General features: G+C 44.0%; 17 protein-coding genes and 1 riboswitch. Of the genes, 10 read left to right on the forward strand and 7 right to left on the reverse strand.

Annotation, left to right across the window (positions count from 1 at the left end):
- Window positions 1-108: 108 nt before the first annotated feature.
- Window positions 109-1500: an alanine/glycine:cation symporter family protein gene (locus JOC37_RS04605; RefSeq protein WP_204616617.1), complete on the reverse strand. Its 1392-nt coding sequence runs from the start codon at window positions 1498-1500 to the stop codon at window positions 109-111.
- A gap of 169 nt (window positions 1501-1669) precedes the next feature.
- Window positions 1670-1768: riboswitch (glycine riboswitch) on the reverse strand.
- 288 nt (window positions 1769-2056) lie between these two features.
- On the opposite strand from JOC37_RS04605, the gene JOC37_RS04610 reads away from it, so the two are divergent.
- Together JOC37_RS04610 and JOC37_RS04615 are read left to right on the forward strand one after the other, a co-directional pair.
- Window positions 2057-3121 (forward strand): potassium channel family protein, encoded by a 1065-nt coding sequence (locus JOC37_RS04610; RefSeq protein ID WP_204616618.1) that lies wholly within the window; start codon window positions 2057-2059, stop codon window positions 3119-3121.
- Window positions 3122-3144: 23 nt separating this feature from the next.
- Complete coding sequence (locus JOC37_RS04615; protein WP_204616620.1) at window positions 3145-4254, forward strand: HD-GYP domain-containing protein; 1110 nt, start codon at window positions 3145-3147, stop codon at window positions 4252-4254.
- A gap of 19 nt (window positions 4255-4273) precedes the next feature.
- Here JOC37_RS04615 and JOC37_RS04620 read toward each other — a convergent pair whose 3' ends face one another.
- Window positions 4274-5011 (reverse strand): TIGR03915 family putative DNA repair protein, encoded by a 738-nt coding sequence (locus JOC37_RS04620; RefSeq protein WP_204616622.1) that lies wholly within the window; start codon window positions 5009-5011, stop codon window positions 4274-4276.
- 25 nt (window positions 5012-5036) lie between these two features.
- Window positions 5037-6278, reverse strand: a complete 1242-nt coding sequence (locus JOC37_RS04625; RefSeq protein ID WP_204616720.1) for a putative DNA modification/repair radical SAM protein — start codon at window positions 6276-6278, stop codon at window positions 5037-5039.
- Window positions 6279-6555: 277 nt separating this feature from the next.
- On the opposite strand from JOC37_RS04625, the gene JOC37_RS04630 reads away from it, so the two are divergent.
- Window positions 6556-7893 carry a cytochrome ubiquinol oxidase subunit I gene (locus tag JOC37_RS04630; RefSeq protein ID WP_204616624.1) on the forward strand — a complete coding sequence of 446 codons (1338 nt, stop codon included), beginning with the start codon at window positions 6556-6558 and terminating at the stop codon, window positions 7891-7893.
- Window positions 7893-8933, forward strand: a complete 1041-nt coding sequence (cydB, locus tag JOC37_RS04635; protein WP_238480754.1) for a cytochrome d ubiquinol oxidase subunit II — start codon at window positions 7893-7895, stop codon at window positions 8931-8933. Before JOC37_RS04630 ends, cydB begins: the two co-directional genes overlap by 1 nt.
- Before the next feature lie 113 nt (window positions 8934-9046).
- Here the strand turns inward: cydB and htpG are convergent, their stop codons facing one another.
- The 4 genes from htpG to JOC37_RS04655 form a co-directional block, all read right to left on the reverse strand.
- On the reverse strand, window positions 9047-10894 hold the full coding sequence (htpG, locus tag JOC37_RS04640; RefSeq protein ID WP_204616626.1) for a molecular chaperone HtpG: 1848 nt from the start codon (window positions 10892-10894) through the stop codon (window positions 9047-9049).
- A 149-nt stretch (window positions 10895-11043) separates the two neighbouring features.
- Window positions 11044-12072: a flagellar motor switch phosphatase FliY gene (gene fliY, locus JOC37_RS04645; protein ID WP_204616628.1), complete on the reverse strand. Its 1029-nt coding sequence runs from the start codon at window positions 12070-12072 to the stop codon at window positions 11044-11046.
- 153 nt (window positions 12073-12225) lie between these two features.
- Window positions 12226-13485 (reverse strand): FAD-dependent oxidoreductase, encoded by a 1260-nt coding sequence (locus JOC37_RS04650; RefSeq protein WP_204616629.1) that lies wholly within the window; start codon window positions 13483-13485, stop codon window positions 12226-12228.
- Between the two features lie 201 nt (window positions 13486-13686).
- Complete coding sequence (locus JOC37_RS04655) at window positions 13687-14883, reverse strand: MFS transporter (protein WP_204616630.1); 1197 nt, start codon at window positions 14881-14883, stop codon at window positions 13687-13689.
- 232 nt (window positions 14884-15115) lie between these two features.
- On the opposite strand from JOC37_RS04655, the gene JOC37_RS04660 reads away from it, so the two are divergent.
- The 6 genes from JOC37_RS04660 (at window position 15116) to cas1b (ending at window position 23184) form a co-directional block, all read left to right on the forward strand.
- The gene (locus JOC37_RS04660) at window positions 15116-17173 is read left to right on the forward strand and encodes a TM1802 family CRISPR-associated protein (protein ID WP_204616631.1); all 2058 of its coding nucleotides are present in this window, start codon (window positions 15116-15118) and stop codon (window positions 17171-17173) included.
- Window positions 17174-17203: 30 nt separating this feature from the next.
- Window positions 17204-18247 carry a CRISPR-associated protein gene (locus JOC37_RS04665; protein WP_204616632.1) on the forward strand — a complete coding sequence of 348 codons (1044 nt, stop codon included), beginning with the start codon at window positions 17204-17206 and terminating at the stop codon, window positions 18245-18247.
- Window positions 18248-18261: 14 nt separating this feature from the next.
- Window positions 18262-19023: a CRISPR-associated protein Cas5 gene (gene cas5, locus JOC37_RS04670; protein ID WP_204616633.1), complete on the forward strand. Its 762-nt coding sequence runs from the start codon at window positions 18262-18264 to the stop codon at window positions 19021-19023.
- A gap of 68 nt (window positions 19024-19091) precedes the next feature.
- Window positions 19092-21596 carry a CRISPR-associated helicase Cas3' gene (cas3, locus tag JOC37_RS04675; protein ID WP_204616634.1) on the forward strand — a complete coding sequence of 835 codons (2505 nt, stop codon included), beginning with the start codon at window positions 19092-19094 and terminating at the stop codon, window positions 21594-21596.
- A gap of 72 nt (window positions 21597-21668) precedes the next feature.
- Window positions 21669-22178, forward strand: a complete 510-nt coding sequence (gene cas4 / locus JOC37_RS04680) for a CRISPR-associated protein Cas4 (RefSeq protein WP_204616637.1) — start codon at window positions 21669-21671, stop codon at window positions 22176-22178.
- 13 nt (window positions 22179-22191) lie between these two features.
- A complete protein-coding gene (gene cas1b, locus JOC37_RS04685; RefSeq protein ID WP_204616639.1) occupies window positions 22192-23184 on the forward strand; it encodes a type I-B CRISPR-associated endonuclease Cas1b in 993 nt (330 codons plus the stop codon).
- The last annotated feature ends 17 nt before the right edge of the window (window positions 23185-23201 follow it).

Raw genomic sequence — 23201 nt, forward strand, 5'->3', positions numbered from 1 at the left:
CTAATATAAACTGCAGGTTATTATTTACTAACTAAGTTGAAATTATAACATGCTGCGGTGAGAAAAAACAGGGCCGGCTTTTTACCGGCCCCTACCCTGTTTAACCCCCTAGTTATTTAATTGTTTATTATAAGTTTCACCGCAGGCCCCGGTGGTTTCTTTCCGCTGCAAATGCTGTAAATAACGGTTGGTTTCCATTACCACTACCCCCGATAGAGCCAGTAAAGCAATCAGGTTGGGTATGGCCATCATCCCGTTCACTATATCGGCAATTAACCAAATTACATCCAGTTTCAGAAAGGCACCGGCAGCCACCAGCCCGATAAAAATACCGCGGTAGGGCTTAATACTCTTGGTGCCGAATAAATATTCACAGCAGCGTTCCCCGTAATAGTTCCAGCCCAGGATGGTGGTAAAGGCAAATAACACCAGGCCCATGGTTAAGATATATGGTCCCACAGCGGGAAAGGCAGCCGAAATGGCTTCCTGGGTCATTGCCGCCCCCGCGGCCTTACCGGACCAGGCTCCGGTAACCACCAGGGCCAAACCGGTCATGGTACATACAATAATGGTATCGATAAAGGTACCGGTCATAGAGATTAATCCCTGTTTGGCCGGCCACTTCGTTTTAGCCGCTGCCGCGGCAATGGGTGCACTACCCAAACCGGCTTCGTTGGAAAATACCCCCCGGGCCACACCGTTACGAATGGCCATCAGCACGGTGGCACCTAAAAATCCACCGGCTGCCGCCGTGCCGCTAAAGGCACTCTCAATAATCAATTTAACGGCCTGGGGAACCTGTTCAGCGTAAGCAATTAATGTGCACAAACAAATAAGTACATAAAACAATGCCATAAAGGGTACTACCTTTGATGCCACGCCGGCTATACGCTTCAAGCCCCCAATGGTTACCAGGGCCACCAGCAGTGTCAGCACCGCTGCCGTCACCGGTACCGGTACACCCAGTGAAAGTTCCACCGTGGAAACGATGGCATTTACCTGGGGAAAGGTACCAATACCAAAAAAGGCAACCAGCACCCCACACACGGCAAACATAACGGCCAGCGGGCGGTACTTGGAACCCATTCCATTTTCTATGTAGTACATCGGCCCCCCGGAAATTTGGCCGTTGGCATCCACCGAACGGTATTTAACAGCCAGCAGGGCTTCAGAGTACTTGGTAGCCATACCAAAAAAGGCCGCCAGCCACATCCAAAACAGCGCCCCCGGCCCGCCGGCTTTAATTGCCGTGGCCACACCAACTATATTTCCCGTACCAACGGTGGCAGCCAGGGCGGTACAAAGAGCGGCAAAACTGTTAACATCACCTTTACCGTCATTTTGAGCAGTAAAAATAAGTTTTAAGGCCATGGGCAGGCGAATTATTTGTAATAATTTCAGCCTGACGGTAAGGTAAATACCTGTCCCCACCAGCAGCATCAACAGCGGCGGTCCCCAAATCCAGCTGTCGATTTCTTGTAACAAATTCAACCAATCCATATAACGTCATCTCCTTACTGTTTGGAAAATAAAAAAGAGCCAAATCCAACACAGATTTGACTCTGGAAAAGTATTCAGGGCACGTACCGGTGTGACGTCACATTACAAAACCGGCACTGGAAACCGCCAAAGCAGAGGTACTACCTGCATAATACCTTCCGGCAGTTACCCAGCATACTCTGTCCTTTTGCCTGAGAGATTAACAGCACGCGCCTGCTGTTTTGCCCCTTCGGCGCCCTAATCACAGGGTCTCTCCAGAGTCCTGTCCATTTACGGTACCTGCTTTTAAAAGCACCTGAGAGTTTGACTCCTTCGGTGGGCTTTACACGCCTCTCTCCCGTAAATTTCATCCAGTACAGAATATTAGGTTTGTTATGTCCGGTATTATAATGCTAATTTTTAGAATAAGCAATGGAAAAGAATAAAGTCTTTCTTTTCTCGCAATTGTGAAACTTAAAATTTACAGCTTATTGGACAGCAGTTTTATTAGCAGGAAAAACTCGAATTTGCTAGAATAACAACTACCAAAAGCTTGCGCAAAGGATGTCTAATGTCCATGGATGATTTCCAACAAAGTACGGATGAAACAAAATCAACCAGATTTGTACACCTGTACCCGGGCCTGCGGGTATTACTGTACATAAGCCTGATAGAGCTGATTATATTTATAACATGCATCTTTTTAATCGCCAAATACGAAGGCCTATCCATGTATGAAGCCTTTTACATGGCTGTAATCACGGTATTTACCGTTGGCTACGGGGACATCACCCCCCAAACCACAGCCGGTCAAAAGACAGTTATACTGATGGTTGTTACAGGCGTGGGCTACATTTCTTTTTTTAGTTCTCTGCTGGTAACAACACTGATTGAGGGCAAAATACTTCATCTTTGGAGTGAAATAGTAATGGAAAGAAAAATCTCCCGGCTCAGAAACCATATTATCGTCTGCAGCCTGGGCCGTGCCGGCAGTGCGGCAATAAGAAGACTGCAAAAAGAGGGCATAGCCTGTGTGGGAATAGACATCAATGAAGAAAGGTGCAAAATTTTGCGCGATCAGGGGCACCTGACGTTATTAGGAGATGCCACCGAAGACGCCGTTTTAGAGAAAGCCGGCATCAAACGCGCCACCGCTGTAATCACCGCCCTACCCGAAGACGGGGACAACATCTTAATCACCATGGCGGCTAAAGATTTAAATAAAAATATTCGTGTGGTAGCCCGGGCAGATAAAAAGGAAAACGAAACCCGCTTAAGAAGAGCCGGCGCCGACTGGGTAACGGTGGTTGGTTTGCCCGCAGGAACGCGGCTGGCCATGGCCGCCGTAAAACCCATCACCAGCGATTTTGTACAAACCTTTTTAGATGAGTACAGTTTAAAGTTAGAAGAGTTTTTTATTGAAAAAGACTGTCCCCTGGCTAATAAAGCAATAAAAGATATAAACCTGCGTGAAAAGTACGGGATGCATATCTTAGCCGTTGTGAGAAACAAACAAACTTTGGCCAACCCCAGTGCCGATGAAAAAATTCTTCCCGGGGATATTATTATTGTCTTCGGCACTCCTGACGAAATGGAAAAAGCGGAAAAAATATTGGGCTTTTCCTGCCCGCTAAAATTATAATCTATCTTTGGGAGAAAGTTAGTATGCGCAGAGTAGATGTTTTTTCTCTCAAACCGGGTTTAAAAGTAGGGCGCACCATTTACAACCAGCGGGGAGAAGTGCTCTTAAAAGCAGGAGCTTTACTAACCCCCGGTTACATATCAAAGTTAATCAATCACGGGGTACCCTTTGTATTTATAGATGACGGCCTGCTGCCGGATATCAAGGTAAAGGATGTTATTGCTGAAGAAACAAGGGTGGCCGCTGTCCAGCAGGTAAAAAAAGTACTGCTGGATACACAGGAGTCAGGCCGGCTGGTCATTGAACCCCAGTCTTTCTATCAAACGGTAAGCAGGTTTACCAGCGATCTGCTGTCCCAAGAATCATTAATGCTAAATTTAGTAGATTTACGGGATCAGGATAATTATACTTTTGCCCATTCAGTAAATGTTTGCGTTTTATCTATTATGACCGGCATTACCATGGGCTTCAGCAGAGAAGAGCTGGCTGTTTTAGGTATTGGAGCCCTGCTGCATGATTTAGGCAAGGTAATGATACCGGACGAAATTTTAAACAAACCGGGCCGGCTTACCCCGGAGGAATTTTCAATAATGAAACAGCACCCCATTCACGGGTACAATTTAATCCGCTCTGCCGAAGGCTTGGACGACATACCGGCCATCATCGCTCTGCAGCATCACGAAAGTTACGACGGTTCTGGTTACCCTTACGGTATCAAAGGAGCAGATTTTCACCTGTACTCCCAAATCACCGCCATAGCAGATAAGTTTGATGCCCTGACGGCAAACCGCATTTACCGCAGGGCTTATCCACCCCATGAAGCTTATGAAATGTGTGCCGCTTCCGGCAACTATTTATTCGACAGCTGTGTTGTGGAAAAATTCCTGCATAATATAGCGGCATATCCCACCGGCACGCTGGTGGAGTTAAACAACGGGCAAACAGCCATCGTTTTGGATACACCCAAAGGTTACTCATTGTTTCCCCGGGTAAGGGTATTATTTGACAGCAGCGGGCGCCCCCTGCCGTCACCAGAGGAAATATCCCTGGTGGATGAAGATGAAATAACTGTGGTTAAAGTTTTAAATAACAACGAAGTACAGCGGTTGCTGGAAAAACTCGGCTTAAGCTGAATTTAACTCCGCGGGCACCTCATTGCTTTTCTATCAAATACCGCCAGTAGCGGGTGGGCATAAACTGCCGCTGTAATTTCAGGTTGGTACGGCCCGGCACAGATGCACTTCTAAAATAGTTTTTCCACATCTGCTGGCAGTATTTTTCTTCCTCCGCCAAAACATAATCCCGGCCGGGGTCCAGCACCGTCATCACCCATTCCTTTTGGTTATAAAGGACTGCCACATCCCTTTTCCGGTCATGAATAACCCAGTTTTGATCACTCAAGCGCCTGGCAAAGTGGGGAGCCACCAGGCTGACAATGTTATAATCCGGTTCTATGGGCGCGTAATATATTTCCCCTTTCAGTTTTCGAAAGCGAATCAACCCCAGCAGGCGGTGCTTTTCTAATCCCACCTTTTGGCTGATCTTATGTATCATCGCTACCCGGTGGTCCGTGAGGTGCCGGTCAATATCCCTTCCCACTTTCCAGCCCAACTGCAGGTAGCGATAAATTAACAATTCCACACCCGTTATCTCTGACAGGAAAGCATAAAAAACACGGCGCAGGGCAGTGGGAGATATTTTGTTTTTAATGGCCTGAAAAACCTTGTCTGCCTTTATTTCATCGGTATCAATTTCTTCCACCTGCGCAAATAAGTTACCGGTAAACCTATGCCGGGGTAATATATCTTCCGGTTTAGCGCTGCGATAGTAGGATTCATAAATGGCAGTCAACAGCCCCTGGAAGCTGCCGTCATAAATGTAGTAACGCATGTTCAAAACTCCTACCTGAAAAATGTTACGTGAACATCGTTAATTGTTCACCACCAGAATCTGCCGGTACTTTGTCCAGCAGTTTCTGTCTAAGGAAATCCGGCCGAAAAGCAGTTTCACCATAATACTTTCCCCGGCAGGTAATAAAATAACGGGCTCTTTTTAACACCACGCCAATTTTCTTTAAATCTTCATACCCCAGCGATCCTACCCTGCGAGCGGCAGCAATTCTCTTTGCCGATTTAACACCTATACCCGGAACCCGCAGCAGCATCCGGTAGTCGGCTTTGTTTATTTCAATGGGAAACAGGTGCAGATTCCGCAAAGCCCAGCTTGCTTTAGGATCCAGCTCCAGGTCAAGGTTGGGGTTGTTTTCACTAAGCAGCTCACCGGCAGAAAAACCGTAAAACCGCAGCAGCCAGTCTGCCTGGTAAAGCCTGTTTTCTCTCACCAGCGGGGGGTTTGTTATACTGGGCAGTTTGGGATCATCTGATACCGGCACATAAGCAGAATAATAAACCCTTTTCAAGTTAAAACTGCGGTACAAGCTTTCTGAAAGCTTAATAATGCGCAGATCACAGTCCGGCGTTGCTCCCACAATCAGCTGGGTGCTTTGCCCCGCCGGAACAAAGGATGGCGCATGTTTAAATAATTTACGCTCTTCTTTATATTGATCAATGTAAGATGTTATACCGCCCATTGACTTTAGTATTATTTCTTTCTTTTTCCGGGGGGCCAGCAGTTTCAGCCCCCTGTCCGATGGAAGTTCAATATTCACACTCATCCGGTCAACGTACTTACCGGCCTCTGAAATCAACTTTAAATCCGCCCCCGGTATGGCTTTCAAGTGTATGTAACCGTTAAATTTATATTCGCCGCGCAGTTTCTTTACCGTCCTCAGAAGCTGCTCCATGGTATAGTCTTCACTGCGGTAAATAGCAGAACTTAAAAACAGGCCTTCTATGTAATTCCGGCGGTAAAAGCTGATGGTTAGTTCAATCACTTCTTCCGGGGTAAAAGAGGCCCTGGGAATATCGCTGGTAATTCTGTTCACACAGTAGGCACAGTTATAACAGCAGTCATTGGTAAACAGTATTTTTAAAAGGGACACACAGCGGCCGTCATCAGTCCAGCTGTGGCAGATACCGCTGTAAGCAGCATTCCCCACCCCGCCGGGGATATTTTGGCGATTACTTCCGCTGGACGAACATGAAACATCGTATTTAGCAGCGGCAGATAATATCTTAAGTTTTTCCGCCAGATCCATCAATACTCCCCTCACAGAATATATGTTCTCCCAGCATTATAACATATCTGCATTCTTATTGGTAGGCATCACAAAACTCTTACCTGTATTGATAAAAATTTTAAAAAAATTCGAGCAGCATATTGAGAAATCTCTGACTATCAATTATACTAATGTATACCAAAATAGTGCACTATATGTAATATATTTCCCGGGAGGTGATAATTTACACTGTTTCGGTTAACAAAATCAAGCAGCAGCTTAAACCGCCAATCACTTTAGAAAGGGAGATAAAAAAATGGACGCTGCACTGTTATCGCGTATACAATTTGCTCTTACGGTAGGTTTTCATTTTATTTTCCCGCCGCTTACCATCGGTATGGCCTGGTTAATTGTAATTATGCAAACACTGTATTTAAAAACTAAAAACGAACTCTACCGTACAATATCGCAGTTTTGGATAAAACTGTTTGCCATCAGTTTTGTGATGGGAGTAGCCACTGGAATTGTAATGGAATTTCAATTTGGTACCAACTGGTCGGAATATTCCCGGTTTGTAGGGGACATTTTTGGCGCCCCGCTGGCGGCGGAAGGTATTTTTGCCTTTTTCCTGGAGTCTGCCTTTATTGGAGTTTTAATATGGGGTAAAGACCGGGTATCTAAGGTATTTTACTGGTTCTCGGCCTTAATGGTGGCCCTGGGATCCACCCTGTCTGCCTTTTGGATTATCGTGGCCAACTCCTGGATGCAGACACCGGCCGGCTTCCACATTGTTAACGGCCGGGCTGAGCTGACTGATTTTTGGAGCGCGGTGTTTAATCCTTCCACTGTACCCCGCTATTTACATACCGTTGACGGCACTTTAATCACCGGGGCTTTTTTTGTAATGGGTATTTCCGCCCACTACCTGTTAAAGAAAAAGCACCTGGACTTTGCTAAAAACAGTTTAAAAATTGCCCTGATTGCAGCTCTGGCCGCTTCACTGCTGCAGTGCGCCCTGGGGCACTACCATGCAGTGCAGGTGGCAGAAACCCAGCCGGAAAAGCTGGCCGCCTTCGAGGGAGCATTTGAAACGGAAAAGGGCGCCCCACTGCTGCTGTTCGGTATTCCCGATGCCGAAGCAGAAACCACCCGGTTTGCCATCGGCATTCCCAAACTTTTGAGCTGGGTGGCTTTCGGAGATTTTAATGCCGAAGTCAAGGGATTAAAGGATTTTCCCAGAGATGAATGGCCGCCGTTGGGTATAACCTTTACCTCTTTCCACTTAATGGTTGCACTGGGCAGTTACTTTATACTGCTGACACTGGTGGGAATTTACCTCCTCTACAGCGGGAAAATTTACACGCACAGGTTTTATCAAAAACTGCTGCTGTACTCCATCCCCCTGCCTTTTATAGCTAACGAGCTGGGATGGACCGCGGCAGAAGTAGGGCGGCAGCCCTGGATAGTTTACAAAGTTATGAAAACCATTGACGGTGCTTCCTTCACCGTTCCCGCTGTACAAATATTGTTTTCAATCATTATCTTTACTGCAATCTATATTGTGCTGTTCTCTGCCTGGATTTATCTGCTGCGCAAGAAAATCAATGACGGTCCCGGTGAATCTTTAGAGCCCGGTAAGGAGGTGACTATATAATGACGCTGGAAACATTACAGGCAGCCTGGTTTATACTGGTAGCAGTTCTGATTACCGGCTATGCCCTGCTGGACGGGTTTGATTTGGGCATTGGCAGCCTGCACCTGTTTACCAAAACCGAAGAAGAAAGAAAGACCATGTTTTACACCATCGGCCCTTTTTGGGACAGCAACCAGGTATGGCTTTTAACCGGCGGCGGGGCTATCTTTGCTGCCTTTCCCATGGTTTACGCCACGGTATTCAGCGGCTTTTACCTGGCTTTAATGCTGCTGCTGTTCGCCCTGATTTTCCGCGCCGTTTCCATTGAATTTCAGCATTTAGTGCCGTGCCCCCGCTGGAAAAGGGCCTGGGATTGGGGATTTGCTCTAGGCAGTATACTGCCATCCGTCTTATTTGGCGTAGCCATGGGCAATATACTGAGGGGTATTCCTTTGGACGCTGAACACAACTTCACCGGCAGCTTTTTCGATTTGCTAAACCCCTACTCGCTGCTGCTGGGCCTGGTAAGCCTGGCCATGTTCACCATGCACGGCGCCGCCTTTTTGGCCGCCAAAACCGAAGGGCCGCTGGAAGAAAAGGCCCGGCGCTGGGGACGAAGCGCCTGGTTGGCCTATGTACCGCTGTTTTTAACCGGCACAGTGTGGAGTTATGCCAGCACCCCCAGGTTGTTTGAAAACTTTTTCCACCAACCCGTGCTGCTTGTACTGCCGCTTATGGCGGTGATTGGTATGGTGTTATACCCAACGGCATTAAAGCGGGATAAGTGGAAACCATTTATGGCCTCAGCCTTAAACATTTTAGGAGTGCTGGGTATAGCGGCAGCCAGCTTATTCCCGTATTTAGTACCCTCCAACCCGGATTTGGCCAATAGTTTAACTATTTACAACGCTTCTTCTTCCCAGCTGACTCTTACGGTAATGCTGATTTTAGCCCTTACCGGCATGCCGCTGGTGATTTTATACAGCTCATACATTTACAAAAAGTTTACGGGCAGTGCAAAAACGCACCCCACCGTATCTAAAATTAATTTTCCGGGATAAAGACGATAAATAAAACCGCATTCACCGGCAGAAGCAAAACTTTGGCCGGTAACGTAATTAAGACCACCTTTTATAATTTAATAAAAGGTGGTCTTAAAATGAACAGCAAATTTTTAACTCTCCATGGCTTTTTCTAAAATCTGGTACATGCGGTCCACCATGTCCCTGGGATCCACAATTAACCCGGCTGATATCAGAGCGTTATCATATATCTGCTCTGCAGCTATTTGGGCCAAGGTTTCATCTTTTTTAATTAAAGCGTTTAGCTTTTGGATAATGGAGTGCTTAGTGTTAATTTCCATCGTTTTAGGTGCAATTTTGTGCCCATCTTTATTCACCAGCTGCATCATCCGCTCCATGCTGTTGGTCGTATAACCTGGGCTCAATATAATGGCCGGGCTGTCCACCAGGCGTTTGGATTCACGCACCGTACTGACTTTTTCTCCCAGTGTTTTCTTCATCCATTCCAACAGTTCTTTTACTTCATCTTCAGGTAATCCTTTTTCCTTACCCCCATCATCGCCGGTCAGATCCAGGTTTTCTTGGTCTGCAGATACTAACTTTTTGCCTTCATACTCGCCCAATTGGGTTAATATATAGTCATCCACCGCTTCGCGGGTATAAATTACCTCTATATCCCGGCTGCGGAACACTTCTAAATACGGGCCGGCTTCAATGGCTTCCCTGCTGGGACCATTAATGTAGTAAATGGCCTGTTGTCCTTCCTTCATCCGCCCCACATATTCTTTTAAGGAAATCAACTTGCCCGGTTCAGATTTGCTGGATTCAAAGCGCAGCAGCTTCACCAGCTCATCCCGGTGAGTAAAATCTGACGCCGCACCCTCTTTAATAAACATGCTGAACCTTTCCCAAAACTGATGGTATTTTTCCGGTTCTTTCTCGGCCTGTTCATTGAGAAACCTGAGAAAACGCTTGGTGATAACCCGGCGCAGCTTGGATACCAGCACACTGTCCTGCATATTCTCCCGGGATATATTTAACGGCAGTTCTTCACTATCCACCACACCCTTTACAAAACGCAGCCACTGGGGCAGTATATGCTCGGATTGCTGCTGAATCAATACCTTTTTGCAGTACAGGTTTACCCCCGGCTCCAGGCGTCCAAAGCCGAACCGTTCAAAATTATCATTGGGTACAAATAAAAGGGCGTTAATGGACAGGGGTGCATCCGCTGAAAAATGCAGCCGGAATAACGGCTCATCATAGGCATTGCTTATGTATTTGTAAAACTCTTTGTATTCTTCTTCTGTAACTTCGTTCTTGTTCTTAGTCCAAATTGCCTGAATGGTATTTACTTTTTCCCCGTTAACCAGGATGGGGAAAGGCACAAAACTTGAATACTGTTTAATTATTCTTTTCACAGTATCGGGCTTGGCAAATTCCCGGGCGTTATCCTTTAAATGCAGGATAATTTTCGTTCCCCGGCTTAAGCCCTCTTCTTCACTAATGGTATAACTGCCCGTACCCTCCGAAGTCCACCTGCATCCCTGGGCTTCCGGTTTATATGAGCGGGTTAACAGCGTAACTTTTTCCGCCACCATAAAGGCAGAATAAAAGCCTACCCCAAACTGGCCAATTAAATTAACATCTTTACTATCACTTTCTGCTAAATGCTTAAGGAAAACCTTTGACCCGGAGTGGGCAATGGTTCCCAAATTCTGTACCAACTCATCCCCGGTCATACCGATACCGGTATCGGAAATGCTCAAGGTGTGTGCTTGTTCATCCACATTTATAGATATTTCCAGGGGTAAATCCTTATCCCAAACTTCACTGCCGGCAAGCTTTAAATAGCGTATTTTTTCCAGGGCATCGGCAGCATTGGATATTAACTCCCGCAGAAAAATCTCCCGATCGGTGTACAGGGAATTGATTACAATATCCAGCAGCTGCTTAACCTCCGCCTGAAATTCCTTGGTTTCACCGCTAGTACCGCTCACTCTTCAACCCCCCTGTTAATTTATTAAAATTGTTACCGCTCTTCCATTAGATAATATAATTATAATTTTTTAGCAATGCAACACCTTTTATTTTGCATTACCGCAATTTAAAAGCGCCCGGCTTTTCAGCCAAACGCTTTTTTAATACTTTAGCTGCCGGAGTTTAATATTGGCAGCCCAGATTGATAAATCTGCACTATTTTTATACGCGTATTTTTGCCGTCTTCCTGCACTTCCCCTTTAGCCACCGGCATACCACCCACCAGCAGTTCCACCTGTCTTGAAGGAAAGGGCAGTTCCAGCTGGTCACCCACCTGAAGTTTTGCCAGTTCTTCCACCGTAGACCGGCTGCTGCCAAGGGAATAAACTATTTCCACCGGCACAGATAAAACTCCTCCCAGGTTCGGCAGCTGAGATGCAGATGCCGGTGCCGAAGCGGGTAATTCCGGCCTGTCAGCAGGTTCTGAATCATTGTCAATATCATCTACCACCGCATCCAATATTCCTGCCTGCATCATCAAAAAATGGGCCTGTTCCCGGGCAGCATCCACGTTAGTAATCTGCATAAAGGTTGTTTTTATTAAGCTGCCGATGGTAATTTCAAAACGTGCCACCACCACCGGCTTGTCTGTGGGTAACGGCTTATGGTTGGCATTAGCCAGGTCTTTAACCATGGTGGCCTTGGGGGGTGAAATATCTATTTCTATGCCAAATAGTTCGGACATGGCAGTGGCAGAAGCACCAATCATCTGGTTCATAGCTTCTGTGGTGGCACTCATCTCCATTTCGCCAATTTTAACCGGGCTTTTTACATCCCCTGTTCCACCCATCATAATATCCGCAATTGCCGCCACTTCCTGTTCACTAATTACCAGCACATTAAAGCCGTTAAGCCCCTTTTTAAACCGCACTTCTATAATCAAATACGGGGTTAGAAAGCTTTTAAAAACCTCATCCTGATTACAGACAATTGTTTTGGGATAACCGATATTTACCCGGTGGTTTAACAGCTGGGAAAGGGTGGTGGCAGCACTGCCCATGGAAATATTACCAATTTCGCTGATGGTATCCAGCTCCTGCATGGTTAAAAGGTCTGTTGCTTCTTCCTGAATGGGCTGCTTGTCAAAACGGGCAAACAGCTCGTCTATTTCTTTCTGGCTGAGCAATTTTTCAGTCATTTTTAAAACCTACCTTCAATGTCTGTTATTTAATGTCATTTACTGAATAATTCTGTAATTAATGCCAATATCCTTTATTTTAAAACCACATAAAATAAAGAAAATTTATCCCACCGGGCAGGTAAAAGAATAACCGGGGTCAGTCACCACCGGTTATTTATAATTATTACACTTATAAAGCTCATATTTTACATTTTTATTTGGAAACAGCCTGCGAAACAGCATTCTAAACCCGCCCAGCCTAAGACTGTATTTTAAGGGAATGAGGTTTTTGATCCACGCCGCATAAAAACCTTTTAATTTTAGTTTTTTCATTTTATTCACCGGTTCACCCACCGCCTGGTGACGGCCGATGTGTATAAGTAAAAATATTAAAGATGGACGGTATACCTTTTTCTTTATCCCTATAATATCGGCATAAATATTGCGGGCCACCACATTTCCCTGCTGCATGGCTGCCTGGGCAGTGGCTATTACCGGTTGACCGGTTTTAGGATCCTTGACCAGGGCGCCGTCCCCCAGCGCGTATACATAGGGATCATCTACATACTGCAGAAACTGGTTAACCAGCACCCGGCCCCGGCTGTCCGTTTTCAGCCCGGATTTAGAAGCAACCCCGCTGCCCCTGATACCGCCTGCCCAAATAAAGGCGGTATAATTTATTTCCCGTCCCGATGCCAGGTAAATTGTTTCCGGGGTGGCTTTTTGAATTAAATCCCCTGTTATTACTTCTACTCCCAGGTCTTCCAGGGTCTTCTGAGCATACCGGTAAACCGCCGGGGACATCCCCGGAAGTAAATTTTTACTTCCTTCCACCAGTATAATTTTATAATGGTGTTTCTCAATTTGATATCTATCTCTTTCCCTCTGTAATTGAAAAGCCAGTTCGCCGGCAAATTCCACCCCGGTTAAACCGCCCCCGCCCACTACAAAGGTAATTTCACGTTCTTCCGGCGGCAGGCAGGCTGCCTGCTCCAATATTTTTTCCACCCGGCACCTAATTTTGGCAGCATTTTTCAAACTGCTCAAACTGATGCTGTTTTCTTTTAATCCCTCAATATTAAAGTATTCCGGTTCGCTGCCCAGGGCATTGACTAAATATTTAAAAGGAATCTTTATATCGCCGCTGTTTAATGCTACCACTTTATTTCTTAAGTCAATATTCTCAACCGTTCCCTTGATAAATTTAACATTAAGCCCGTCAATTATCTCTCTTAACGGCACCATGGCATCATTTAACTCAGTGGCACCGGCGGCAGGTTCGTACAGTTGGGTCATTAATGTATGGTAATCGTGCTTATCGACTAATATAATTTTATAGTCTTCACCTTCACTTAAAATGGTAGAAAGCTGTTTGGCAACACGAATTCCCCCGTAACCCGCTCCCAATATCACAATATTATTTTCCGCCACTGTCTTCACCTCCCCAGCTAAAAAGCTGCCCGTACAAACGCAGCATTAAAAATTTTAGAGCATGTATATCAATTTAAGCATTCATTCCCAAAGCAATAGGCATCCCGGGTTTTACATTTTCTTCTTCTACGGTATGTGATAATTGTAACATGTGACAGCTCGAAAAAATGTCTCCTGCACGACAAGCGGATTTAAAAATTATCACCACGGGTTTTTTACAGGGTTATCTTGGGGCAAAAACAAGCTCAATAAAAACGCTGCTATCGGCAGTAAAGTCATCACCCACAAGGCGCTGGGCGCACCAAAATGATCGGCAATGGTTCCCAGCAGTGTTACACCAATACCGCCCATGCCGATGGCAAAACCAGTCATCAGGCCGGAAGCTACACCAATCCTGTGCGGCAGCAGTTCCTGTCCCATAACCACCGTGATGGGCATGGTAGAAACTATAACCATCCCGGTAATAAACAATATAATCATCGACCATATCCCGGAACTAAACTTTAACAGCAGCAGCAGCGGCACAAGCAAAGCGGTGGATGCCACCAGGGTGCTTTTTCTGCCAAAACGATCTGCCAGCGGCCCACCGATTACAGTACCCACGGCACCGGCCAGCATAAACGAAACCACCAGAAAACTGACATAATCAGGGCTTTTACCCAAATAATTAACCCAGTACAGGGGCATAAAGTATGTCAGCCCCGCTTGAACCCAGGAACGCATTATAATTACCGCTATCAATACCGTTAAAGGTATTAAAACCCTCTGCGGCACCTTAACTGCCGCTTCAGCATTATTACGTACCGCCGCCCGGGGCTCATCAGGTAACCTGCGGTTAAAAATAAAAAACAGTACCGCCATAATCAAACCGGGTACAAGAAAATATATGCTGGCAAAGCGGTCAAATTTTAACAGCAGCTGCGCCATGCCCATTGAACCTAAAGCTGCACCCAGCGCCCCTCCCACTATGAAAATCGACATTCCGGTGGTACGGCGCCGGCCGCTGGCCAACCGGCTTACTTTAGATGCTTCCGGGTGATAGGCTGCTGATCCCAAACCGCTCATAAAAACCACTGCCAGTATAAACCAGTAAGAAGAAACGATACCTGCTAAGGCCAACCCGGTCATAGATAAAATGCAGCCGGTGGGAAGCAGCCAGCGGCTTTTTACCTTGTCGCTCCAGTGTCCCAGCAGCGGCTGGAGAACCGAAGAGCTGACGTTAAAAATAAGGGATACCGCACCGGCAGCACCATAAGACAAATTCAAGGCCGCCTGTATTACCGGCAGCAGCACAGGCAGCGCCCCCGCCGCCAGATCAGTTACCAGGTGACCGGCGGAAAGAAGAACCAATACCTTGGTGCGCATAGTAGACGAATGTAACGTTTTTTCTGCAGACAAAATTGCTACCCCCAATATTTACTACCATTATTTTCTGCTCTAACTCACATTAATAAATAATAACATATTTTCTTCTACCGGGAAATTTTGCGTATTTTTTAAAAATTTCGGAAGGATTTTTAGCAATTATTCAAAAATTTAATGTAAGCAAAAACTGATGTTCCTGCTTCGATATTTCTTAAAAGTTTAATTTTACAAAGAGCTAAAAGATATTGAGATAGGAGGTGTTTTAGTGAACTTACCCCAGCTGACTTCCTTTATAGGCGGTTCTGTTAAAACTAAAAATCATAATTTATTCAGTTCACTGATTAAAAAAATAAGTAAGGTAAAGGAAACAGAAACTGCCTACATCATCTCTATGATCTTTGATTTAAGGAATAGGGAAATCGATTTTAATCTGTACCAGCCGCTTACAGAAGGTTCTGCCGAACGCTACTATTATTTGGGCAACAATTCAGCAGCTTCTTCCCAATATTATCTTGTCCGGGAAACCAAATCGCTGCATTATCTATTGTCTTCCGTCTGGAACGACCTAGCGTTAACATTGGGTAAATATAATCTGCAGGGCGGAGAACTGGCGGCAATATTAGAAAAAATGGAAGCATGTAATTTAATTTCTCTGGGCTCCAAAAAAGGCGAGGGAAAGGTTAACTTAGAAAAATTATCCATCCTAAAAGAAAAAGCTGTAACCACAGTGGAATTGGATAAAAAGGAACTTAAGGTAGACGGGAGCAAATGTAATTATGAGGCATTTATCCGCCTTTTTCTGCAGGATAACAATAAAAAGAACCGCTATGTGTTAATCATACCTGTGGTGCACATGGAAGACGGGCGGGAAATAATTCTTTCTACTCACCCTGAGTATTTAGAACTGGTCAAACAGGCAAATAACCTGGGTGAAGGAGAAAAAAATGAAAAAAAGAATATGAAGCGAGTTTGCTACGTTTGCGGCAATAAAAAGGAACGTGTTTCCAGTAATTATTCCGTTAAATTCAGCCGGACAGGAATTAACAAGATTTTTACTACCACCACCATCAATACTTCACCGTATTTACAAAATTATAATTATGACAATGTTTATTCCATGTGCAGTGATTGCTATCAAAAACTATTAAACGGAGAAAAGGTTATTTCGGAACGATTCCGGGGGAAAATGGCGGGCGAAGATGTTTTCATTATTCCCGAAGGCCTGTTTAACACCTTTGATTATAACTTTATGTATAAGTTAAAACAAAATGTTGACCTGGCTTTTAAAAGCAGCAGTGCGGAGGAATGGCTGGAGGGTATCAAAAGTGCCGTTGAATTCGATGATGTAAAGTTTTATACCTTAAATTTTATCGTTTACCGCACAGACGGGAATTCAATAACGGTATTAGAAACCATTGAAGATGTTCCCGTGCTTCGTTTCGAAAAAATTATAAAAATGCTGGCCGCTAATGTTTCTGCATTAAAACCCCATTTAAAAGAACTTTCTTTGGGCCGTATTTACGGTATTATACCGGTACAAACCAACAAAAAGGGGCAGCAGCTGGATATCGGCCGGGTTCTGTCCCTGTACAAAGCAATTTTAGCAGGTGAGCGGGTAAACAGCCAGACTTTATTCAACTATGCCGCTGAAGCCTTAGACAAGGGGATGCGCCAGTTAAGCAAAGCCAAGCCGGATAATTACACGAACATGGGGCTGCTGTCATACGCCGGCGGCAGAGAAGACTTCTTTATCAAAAAAATAATCATGAGCTACCTGGTTCTGTTCCGGACCATACGGCAGCTGAATATTCTTGAACATCCGGGCTGCCGCAGCATGAGAAAGGGGGAGAAAAAGTTGCGGAAAATTGATACCGTTTCTGAAAAGATTAATACATCTGTAGAAGAAATGGAAAAGTTTCTGAATGATCAAGAATTCAGTAATGCGGCAAGGGCTTTATTCTATTTAGGTGTTTTGATAAATCGTGTAGCCATCGCCCAGTATCAAAAAGAACATAAGACTAAACCCATCTTAAAAAAAATACAGTTTCAAGGAATGAAGGACAAAGAGGTATATTGGTTATACCAGGATGTGCTGGAAAAGCTGCGGCAGTACAACAAATTTACTTTATTTACCGAAGCTGTAATCAATCGTTTCCATAATTATTATGGCAGCCTGCAGGCCCCCTGGCCGCTTAGCGAAAGGGAAAACGTGTTCTATATAATGTCCGGTTACGCTTACCAGGTGGGAAATAAAACACCGGATATCACAGCGGATGAAGAAATGGTTCTGGCAGACAGTGTTGATGATTCAAAATCAGAATAAATAATACTTATTTTAGGGAGGGTGATTAATTTGCCAATAATAAAGCAAAACAGCGACTTTCTTTTTGGTTTTCAGGCCGCTATGACCAACTGCAACGGGGATCCCGACCAGGAAAACAAACCCCGTATGGATTACGAAACATCTACGGTGCTGGTCAGCGACGGAAGAAGGAAAAGGGATGTGCGGGATTTTCTGAAAAATAAGGGTTTTTCTATTTTTGTAGATACCCTGGCTGATAAAAAGGTTCCGATGGAAAAAATGTTTGAACACGTCAGGGATTCCTGGTTGAAAGACAGCGAAAAAATGCAGCTTTTGTTCTCTGAAAATCCGCACTTGGCAGAAAAATGGCAGGCGCTGTTTGCAAAAAACGAAGGTAATTTTAAAGATATTTACCTGGAAAAATCAAAAAAATTAAAAAAGAACAAGGATTTTATAGAATTCAACAATCTATTTTTAACCGAAATTATTAAACGTTCACTAATTGATATTCGTCTTTTCGGCAGCGCCATGGCTGTTGAAGGGGTAAGCCGTACTTTTACCGGTCCGGTGCAAATTTCATGGGGCTACTCCCTGCATCCCGTTGAATTGGTGAAGTCCAATACCATAACCTCTATTATGAATGATGACAACTCCACCTTCGGCAAAAAGCACAAGCTGTATTATGCCCTGGTTGCCCATTACGGAACAATGAATAAGTACAGTGCCAGATTAACCGGGATGACCGAGGAAGACCGGGATTTATTCCGCAAATCCCTGGTGCAGGGATTAATGAGCAACCAGACAGACAGCAAACAGGGACAGGATCCGCTGTTTTATTTAGAGGTTGTCTACAGCCCGGAATTTGACGGCTACCTGGGAGATTTGAGGCGGTTTTTGAAAGTTGAATATACTGAGCCCATTAGAAAATTAGAAGACATAACCGTTGATTTCAACCAGTTGACTTCTGTACTAAAAAATATGAAGAAAAAAGGATATGTGGAAAAGGTACTGGGCTGGCGGCACCCCTTCTGCCGGGCCGAACACCTGATTAATATGCCTGAATATGAAGCCCTGGATTTATGGGCTCCGGTTTAAACGGGGGAATAGGGATGAAAATTATCTCTTTTCACCTCCGGGGAAAAATGGCCCACTTCAGGAGATATTATTCAAACTCGTCTGCCCTTTCCTATTCCATCCCCCCCAGGACCACCCTGGTGGGAATTATAGCCGGTCTTTTGGGTTGGGAGCGGGACAGCTACTATGACAAATTTTCTCTTGACCTGTGCAGGATAGCCGTGGCTTCCCGCTGCCCGGTAAAAAAGTGCATGCAGAAGTTAAACCTGCTGATGGTAAAAAAGGCCGGTGATTTAAACGGCTCTGCCGAACATCACACCCAGACAGCTACGGAGTTTATTATCCCACAGAATATCCGCACCGGCATAATTGACTATAAAATATGGGTGCACCATAGGGATAAAAAAATAATGGAGCAGCTGGAGCAGGTAATCACCTCCGGTATTCCCGGTTATAGAAGCCTGGGTATTTCTGTGGGGCTGGGCACAGCCTTTAACCTGGGCTGGCTGGAAAACGGAGGAATTACTGAGGGGGAAGATAAAAAAGAAGGTGGGAATATACCGGCAGAGTCAGTTATACCCGTAGAAAAAATAATTGAAATTCAAACTGAGCAAATGGGTGCTGCTGAATACAGGCTGGTTAAGGAAGAAATTCCCCTGGAATTTGATTCTCAAAGACAGCTCACGGAAAGGGGCCTGGGAAATATGATAATCAATTTAAATGGTGATCCCGTACCTGTCAAAGTAAAATCATATACACAGCTGGAGACCGGGAGCTTTATTATGTGGATGGAGTAAAGTTTTTACGGCATCGTGGTTACTTGGGCAAAAAAGTAACCGCGGTGCCTTTTTTGGGAGGAATCAATATGCCGTACTGGGCTCACTTTGATAAAGAAAAAGGAACCAAGCAGGAACTTCAAGAACATTTGCGTTCTGTGGCCGGTGAGGCCAGGGACCGGGTGACGCCAAATGTCAAGTTTAAAGATATTCCCCTGCCAACCATAAAAAAAATAGTTTACTGGATGGGTTATTTTCATGATCTGGGTAAATATACCGATTATTTTCAAAAATACTTGACCGAAAATAAAAATTCACCATATAAAAACCATGCCCATATTTCAGCCTGCTGCCTGTATTCTTTTCTGCTGGATCGGGTGCTTGATTTGCCCGGCAGCATGCATAAAAAAGTGCTGGCTTTTATCATTTACCTATGTGTGCGCAGGCACCACGGTTCTCTCAGTCTGGAGGGATTATTCAAAATCACGCAGGAAGAAGAAATGTGGAAATCATTACAATTTACTGCCAAAAACCTTGCTGACAAGGGGCAGAAAATTTTGCGGGATACCGGATTATCCGAAGAAATATCAGTGGATGAATTTAAAAAGTATTTTAAGATAGACTTGTTACGGAAGGATAAAAAACACTTTAAATTTATGCCCCAGTACCTTAACAGCGGCCGCATACAAGATGAACAATGGTTCTTTTTGTTAATATATCTTTTTTCCCTATTGATAGACACAGATAAACTGGACTCCGGCGGGTTGAAACCTACCAAGGTGAAAAATATTTCACCCACACAAGTGAGTAAGTATCTCAGTAAAAAACGAACCGAGCGGGTAAGTAACGCCGGTACAGCATTATTGAACCGACGGGAACAAGCCCGCACCACCATGCTGGGGGTTATAGAAAACTTAACAGATGAAGAAATAAAAAATACCCGTTTCTTTACACTAACAGCCCCCACCGGTATAGGAAAAACCCTTTCTTCTTTACAGTGTGCACTTCGCCTGCAGGAAAGAATTAAAAAGGTGGAAAATTATACCCCCCGTATAATTACTGCCATACCCTTTATTAACATCATAGAGCAAAATAAAAAAGAATACGAACATGTTTTTGAAAATAAGCTGCAGCTGGTTGTCCACCACCGTCTGGGGGATTTTTCAAAACGCGCCTCCTTCCGAGAAGAAATACCCATTGATAAAGCTCTTTTAGAAGTAGAGTCCTGGGAAGGAGATGTTATATTAACCACTTTTGTTCAGTTATTTCAGTCTATCTTTACCGGTAATAACCGGCTGCTGAAAAAAATTAATAAGCTGGCAGGAAGCATTGTCATCCTTGATGAAGCCCAGGCAATTCCAGAAAAGTACATGCCTTTAATTGGAGCGGTATTACAAAAAATCAGTGAATTTTGGGGCACCCGCTTTATTTTAATGACAGCAACACAGCCAAAAATTTTAGAATTTGGTAATTTGCTGCTGGAAACCGGCTCTATAAAAAGCAAAGAGGTCCCTTTACTTCCGGATTACAAAAAATATTTTGTCAACCTTAAGAGAACTAAATTTATACCGCTGCTGGAAAAAAGATTGGACAATGAAGAATTTCTCTCCTTATTTCAGGATAAATGGGATGGAAAAAAATCTGTATTGATTGTAGTTAATACAATAAAACGCAGCATTGAACTATATCGCAAAATAAAAGAGCTGTTAGAAATTAGCAGCTGCAGCATTCCTGTATACTATCTTTCCACAAACATTATTCCTTTAAAGAGAAGGGAAGTTATTAGAAATGTAAAGGATAAGCTTGATAAGAAAAAACCGGTAATTCTTGTTTCAACCCAAACCATTGAGGCCGGCGTGGATTTGGACTTTGATATGGCTTTTCGAGATTTGGCACCCCTGGATTCTTTAATTCAAACAGCCGGACGGGTTAACAGGGAAGGAAAAAAGGGAGAAAACCTTCCGGTTTATATCGTTCAGCTAGAGTCGGATAACCATTATGTTTATGAATTAACCCACCGCAAAACTACATTGGAACTGCTGACAAAATCGGAAACAATTGAAGAGTCCCAATATGGGTGCCTGGCAGATGAGTATTATTCATCAGCATTAAAAAGAGGTGTTTCGGATCAATCAAAGGAGCTTTGGGAAGAAGGAATCCTAAAACTTAATTTTGAAATGTTAAAGGAATTTCAATTAATTGAAAACGCCGGAGAAACAGCCGACGTGTTTGTGGAAAAGGATTTCAATGCTGCTGTCCTGGCCGATGCTTATGAAAAGTTATTAAAAAAAGAACCTCTTGACCATAATCTGGCTGATCATTTATCAAAAATTTTAGAATACCCAGTTATTAAAAGCGGCAGCAGATTAAGCATTTTTGAAATCAAAGCTTTAATTCGTTTGATACAGGCAAAAATGAACGATTATATCGTTCAGGTCAGGGTGTCAAGGTTAAAGGGAAACAAACTTATCGAATTTAAAAATCGTGGTGAAGCAGATTCTTTCATGTACTGGATTCCGCCGGAACAAATTGATGAATATTACGATGAGGAAACCGGATTCGTCAGCGAAACCGGAGAAGCATTTATTTTCTAAAAAATCTCTAAAACCGTCGTATGACCGTTTATATTAATTTATATTTATTTTTAATAATGTGAGGTAATTTAAGTGCAAAAAAATGAAATCCATGTTAACGGCACATTAATATGGTATTACTACATCTGCCACCGGGAAGTTTGGTTTATGGGGCGGCAGATAGTCCCGGACCAGGACAATCCAAATGTAGAACTGGGCAGGTTTATCGGGGAAAACGCCTATTGCCGGGAAACCAAAAAAGAAATTACTGTGGGCAGCAGCAAGTTCGACATCGTGAGAAAACAAGACGGCCACCTGGTAATAGCAGAAATTAAAAAATCATCCAAATACAAAGACAGTGCCCGCATGCAGCTTGCTTTTTATCTCAGCGAACTGGAAGCACTCGGAATAAAGGCCTACGGGGAACTGCTTTTCCCCAAAGAAAAACGCAAGGAAAAAATAATTTTGGACGACCGGCTGCGGGAGGATTTGGAAAAGGCTAAACGGGATATCCTGCGAATTATATATCTTCCTGTTCCTCCTCCGGCAGAAAAGAAAAATCTCTGTAAAAATTGTGCCTACGCTGAGTTATGCTGGGCCTAGGTGGGGTGAAAAAATGAAAAAAACCATATATATCTTTTCCAGCGGGGAACTAAAGCGTAAGGGCAACACACTTTATTTTGAAACGGAAGAAAATAAGAGGTACATCCCCGTTGAAAATGTTGGTGAAATAATGATTTTCGGTGAGGTTGGTTTTAATAAAAAATTTCTGGAGTTTATATCTGTAAAAGAAATTATTTTACATTACTTTAATTATGACGGCTATTATATGGGTTCCTTTTATCCCAGGGAACACCTCAATTCCGGTTACATGATCTTAAAGCAGGCTGAACATTATATGGACGAGCAGAAGAGGATAGAACTGGCACGCCGGTTTGTAACCGGGGCAGGAAAAAATATCAGGCAGGTATTGAAGTATTATAACAACCGGGGCTGCGATTTAAGGAACGGTTTGAGTCGGGTCGAAGAATTGGCTTCTTCCATTCCTGCAGTGCAGGACATCAGCCGGCTAATGGCGCTGGAAGGAAATATGCGGGAGCAGTATTACAAATGTTTTGACAATATATGTCAGAATCCTGATTTTGTGTTTGAAGAACGCAGCCGCCGCCCACCCCGGAACTATATGAATACACTGATAAGTTTCGGCAATGCCTTAATGTATACCATGGTATTAAGTGAAATTTATAAGACTCACCTGGATCCAAGGATTGGTTTTTTACATGCAACAAATTTCCGCCGTTTTACATTAAATCTGGATGTAGCAGAAATATTTAAACCCATCATAATTGACAGGCTGATTTTTAGTTTAATTCGAAAAAAAATGATTACCAAGAAGCATTTTGATAAGAATACGGAAGGAATAATGTTGAAGGATAAAGGTAAGCAAATCTTCGTTCAGCAGCTGGATGAAAAATTAAAGGCAACGATAAAACACCGGGAGATAGGCCGGCAGGTTTCTTACCGCAGGCTAATCAGATTAGAATTGTATAAACTGGCCAAGCATTTAATTGGTGAAAAAGTGTATGAGCCTTTCGTGGCTAACTGGTAAAATAATATAAAGTGGGG

The organism is Desulforadius tongensis, from assembly GCF_016907915.1.
GTDB classification, from domain to species: Bacteria; Bacillota; Desulfotomaculia; order Desulfotomaculales; family Desulfohalotomaculaceae; genus Desulforadius; species Desulforadius tongensis.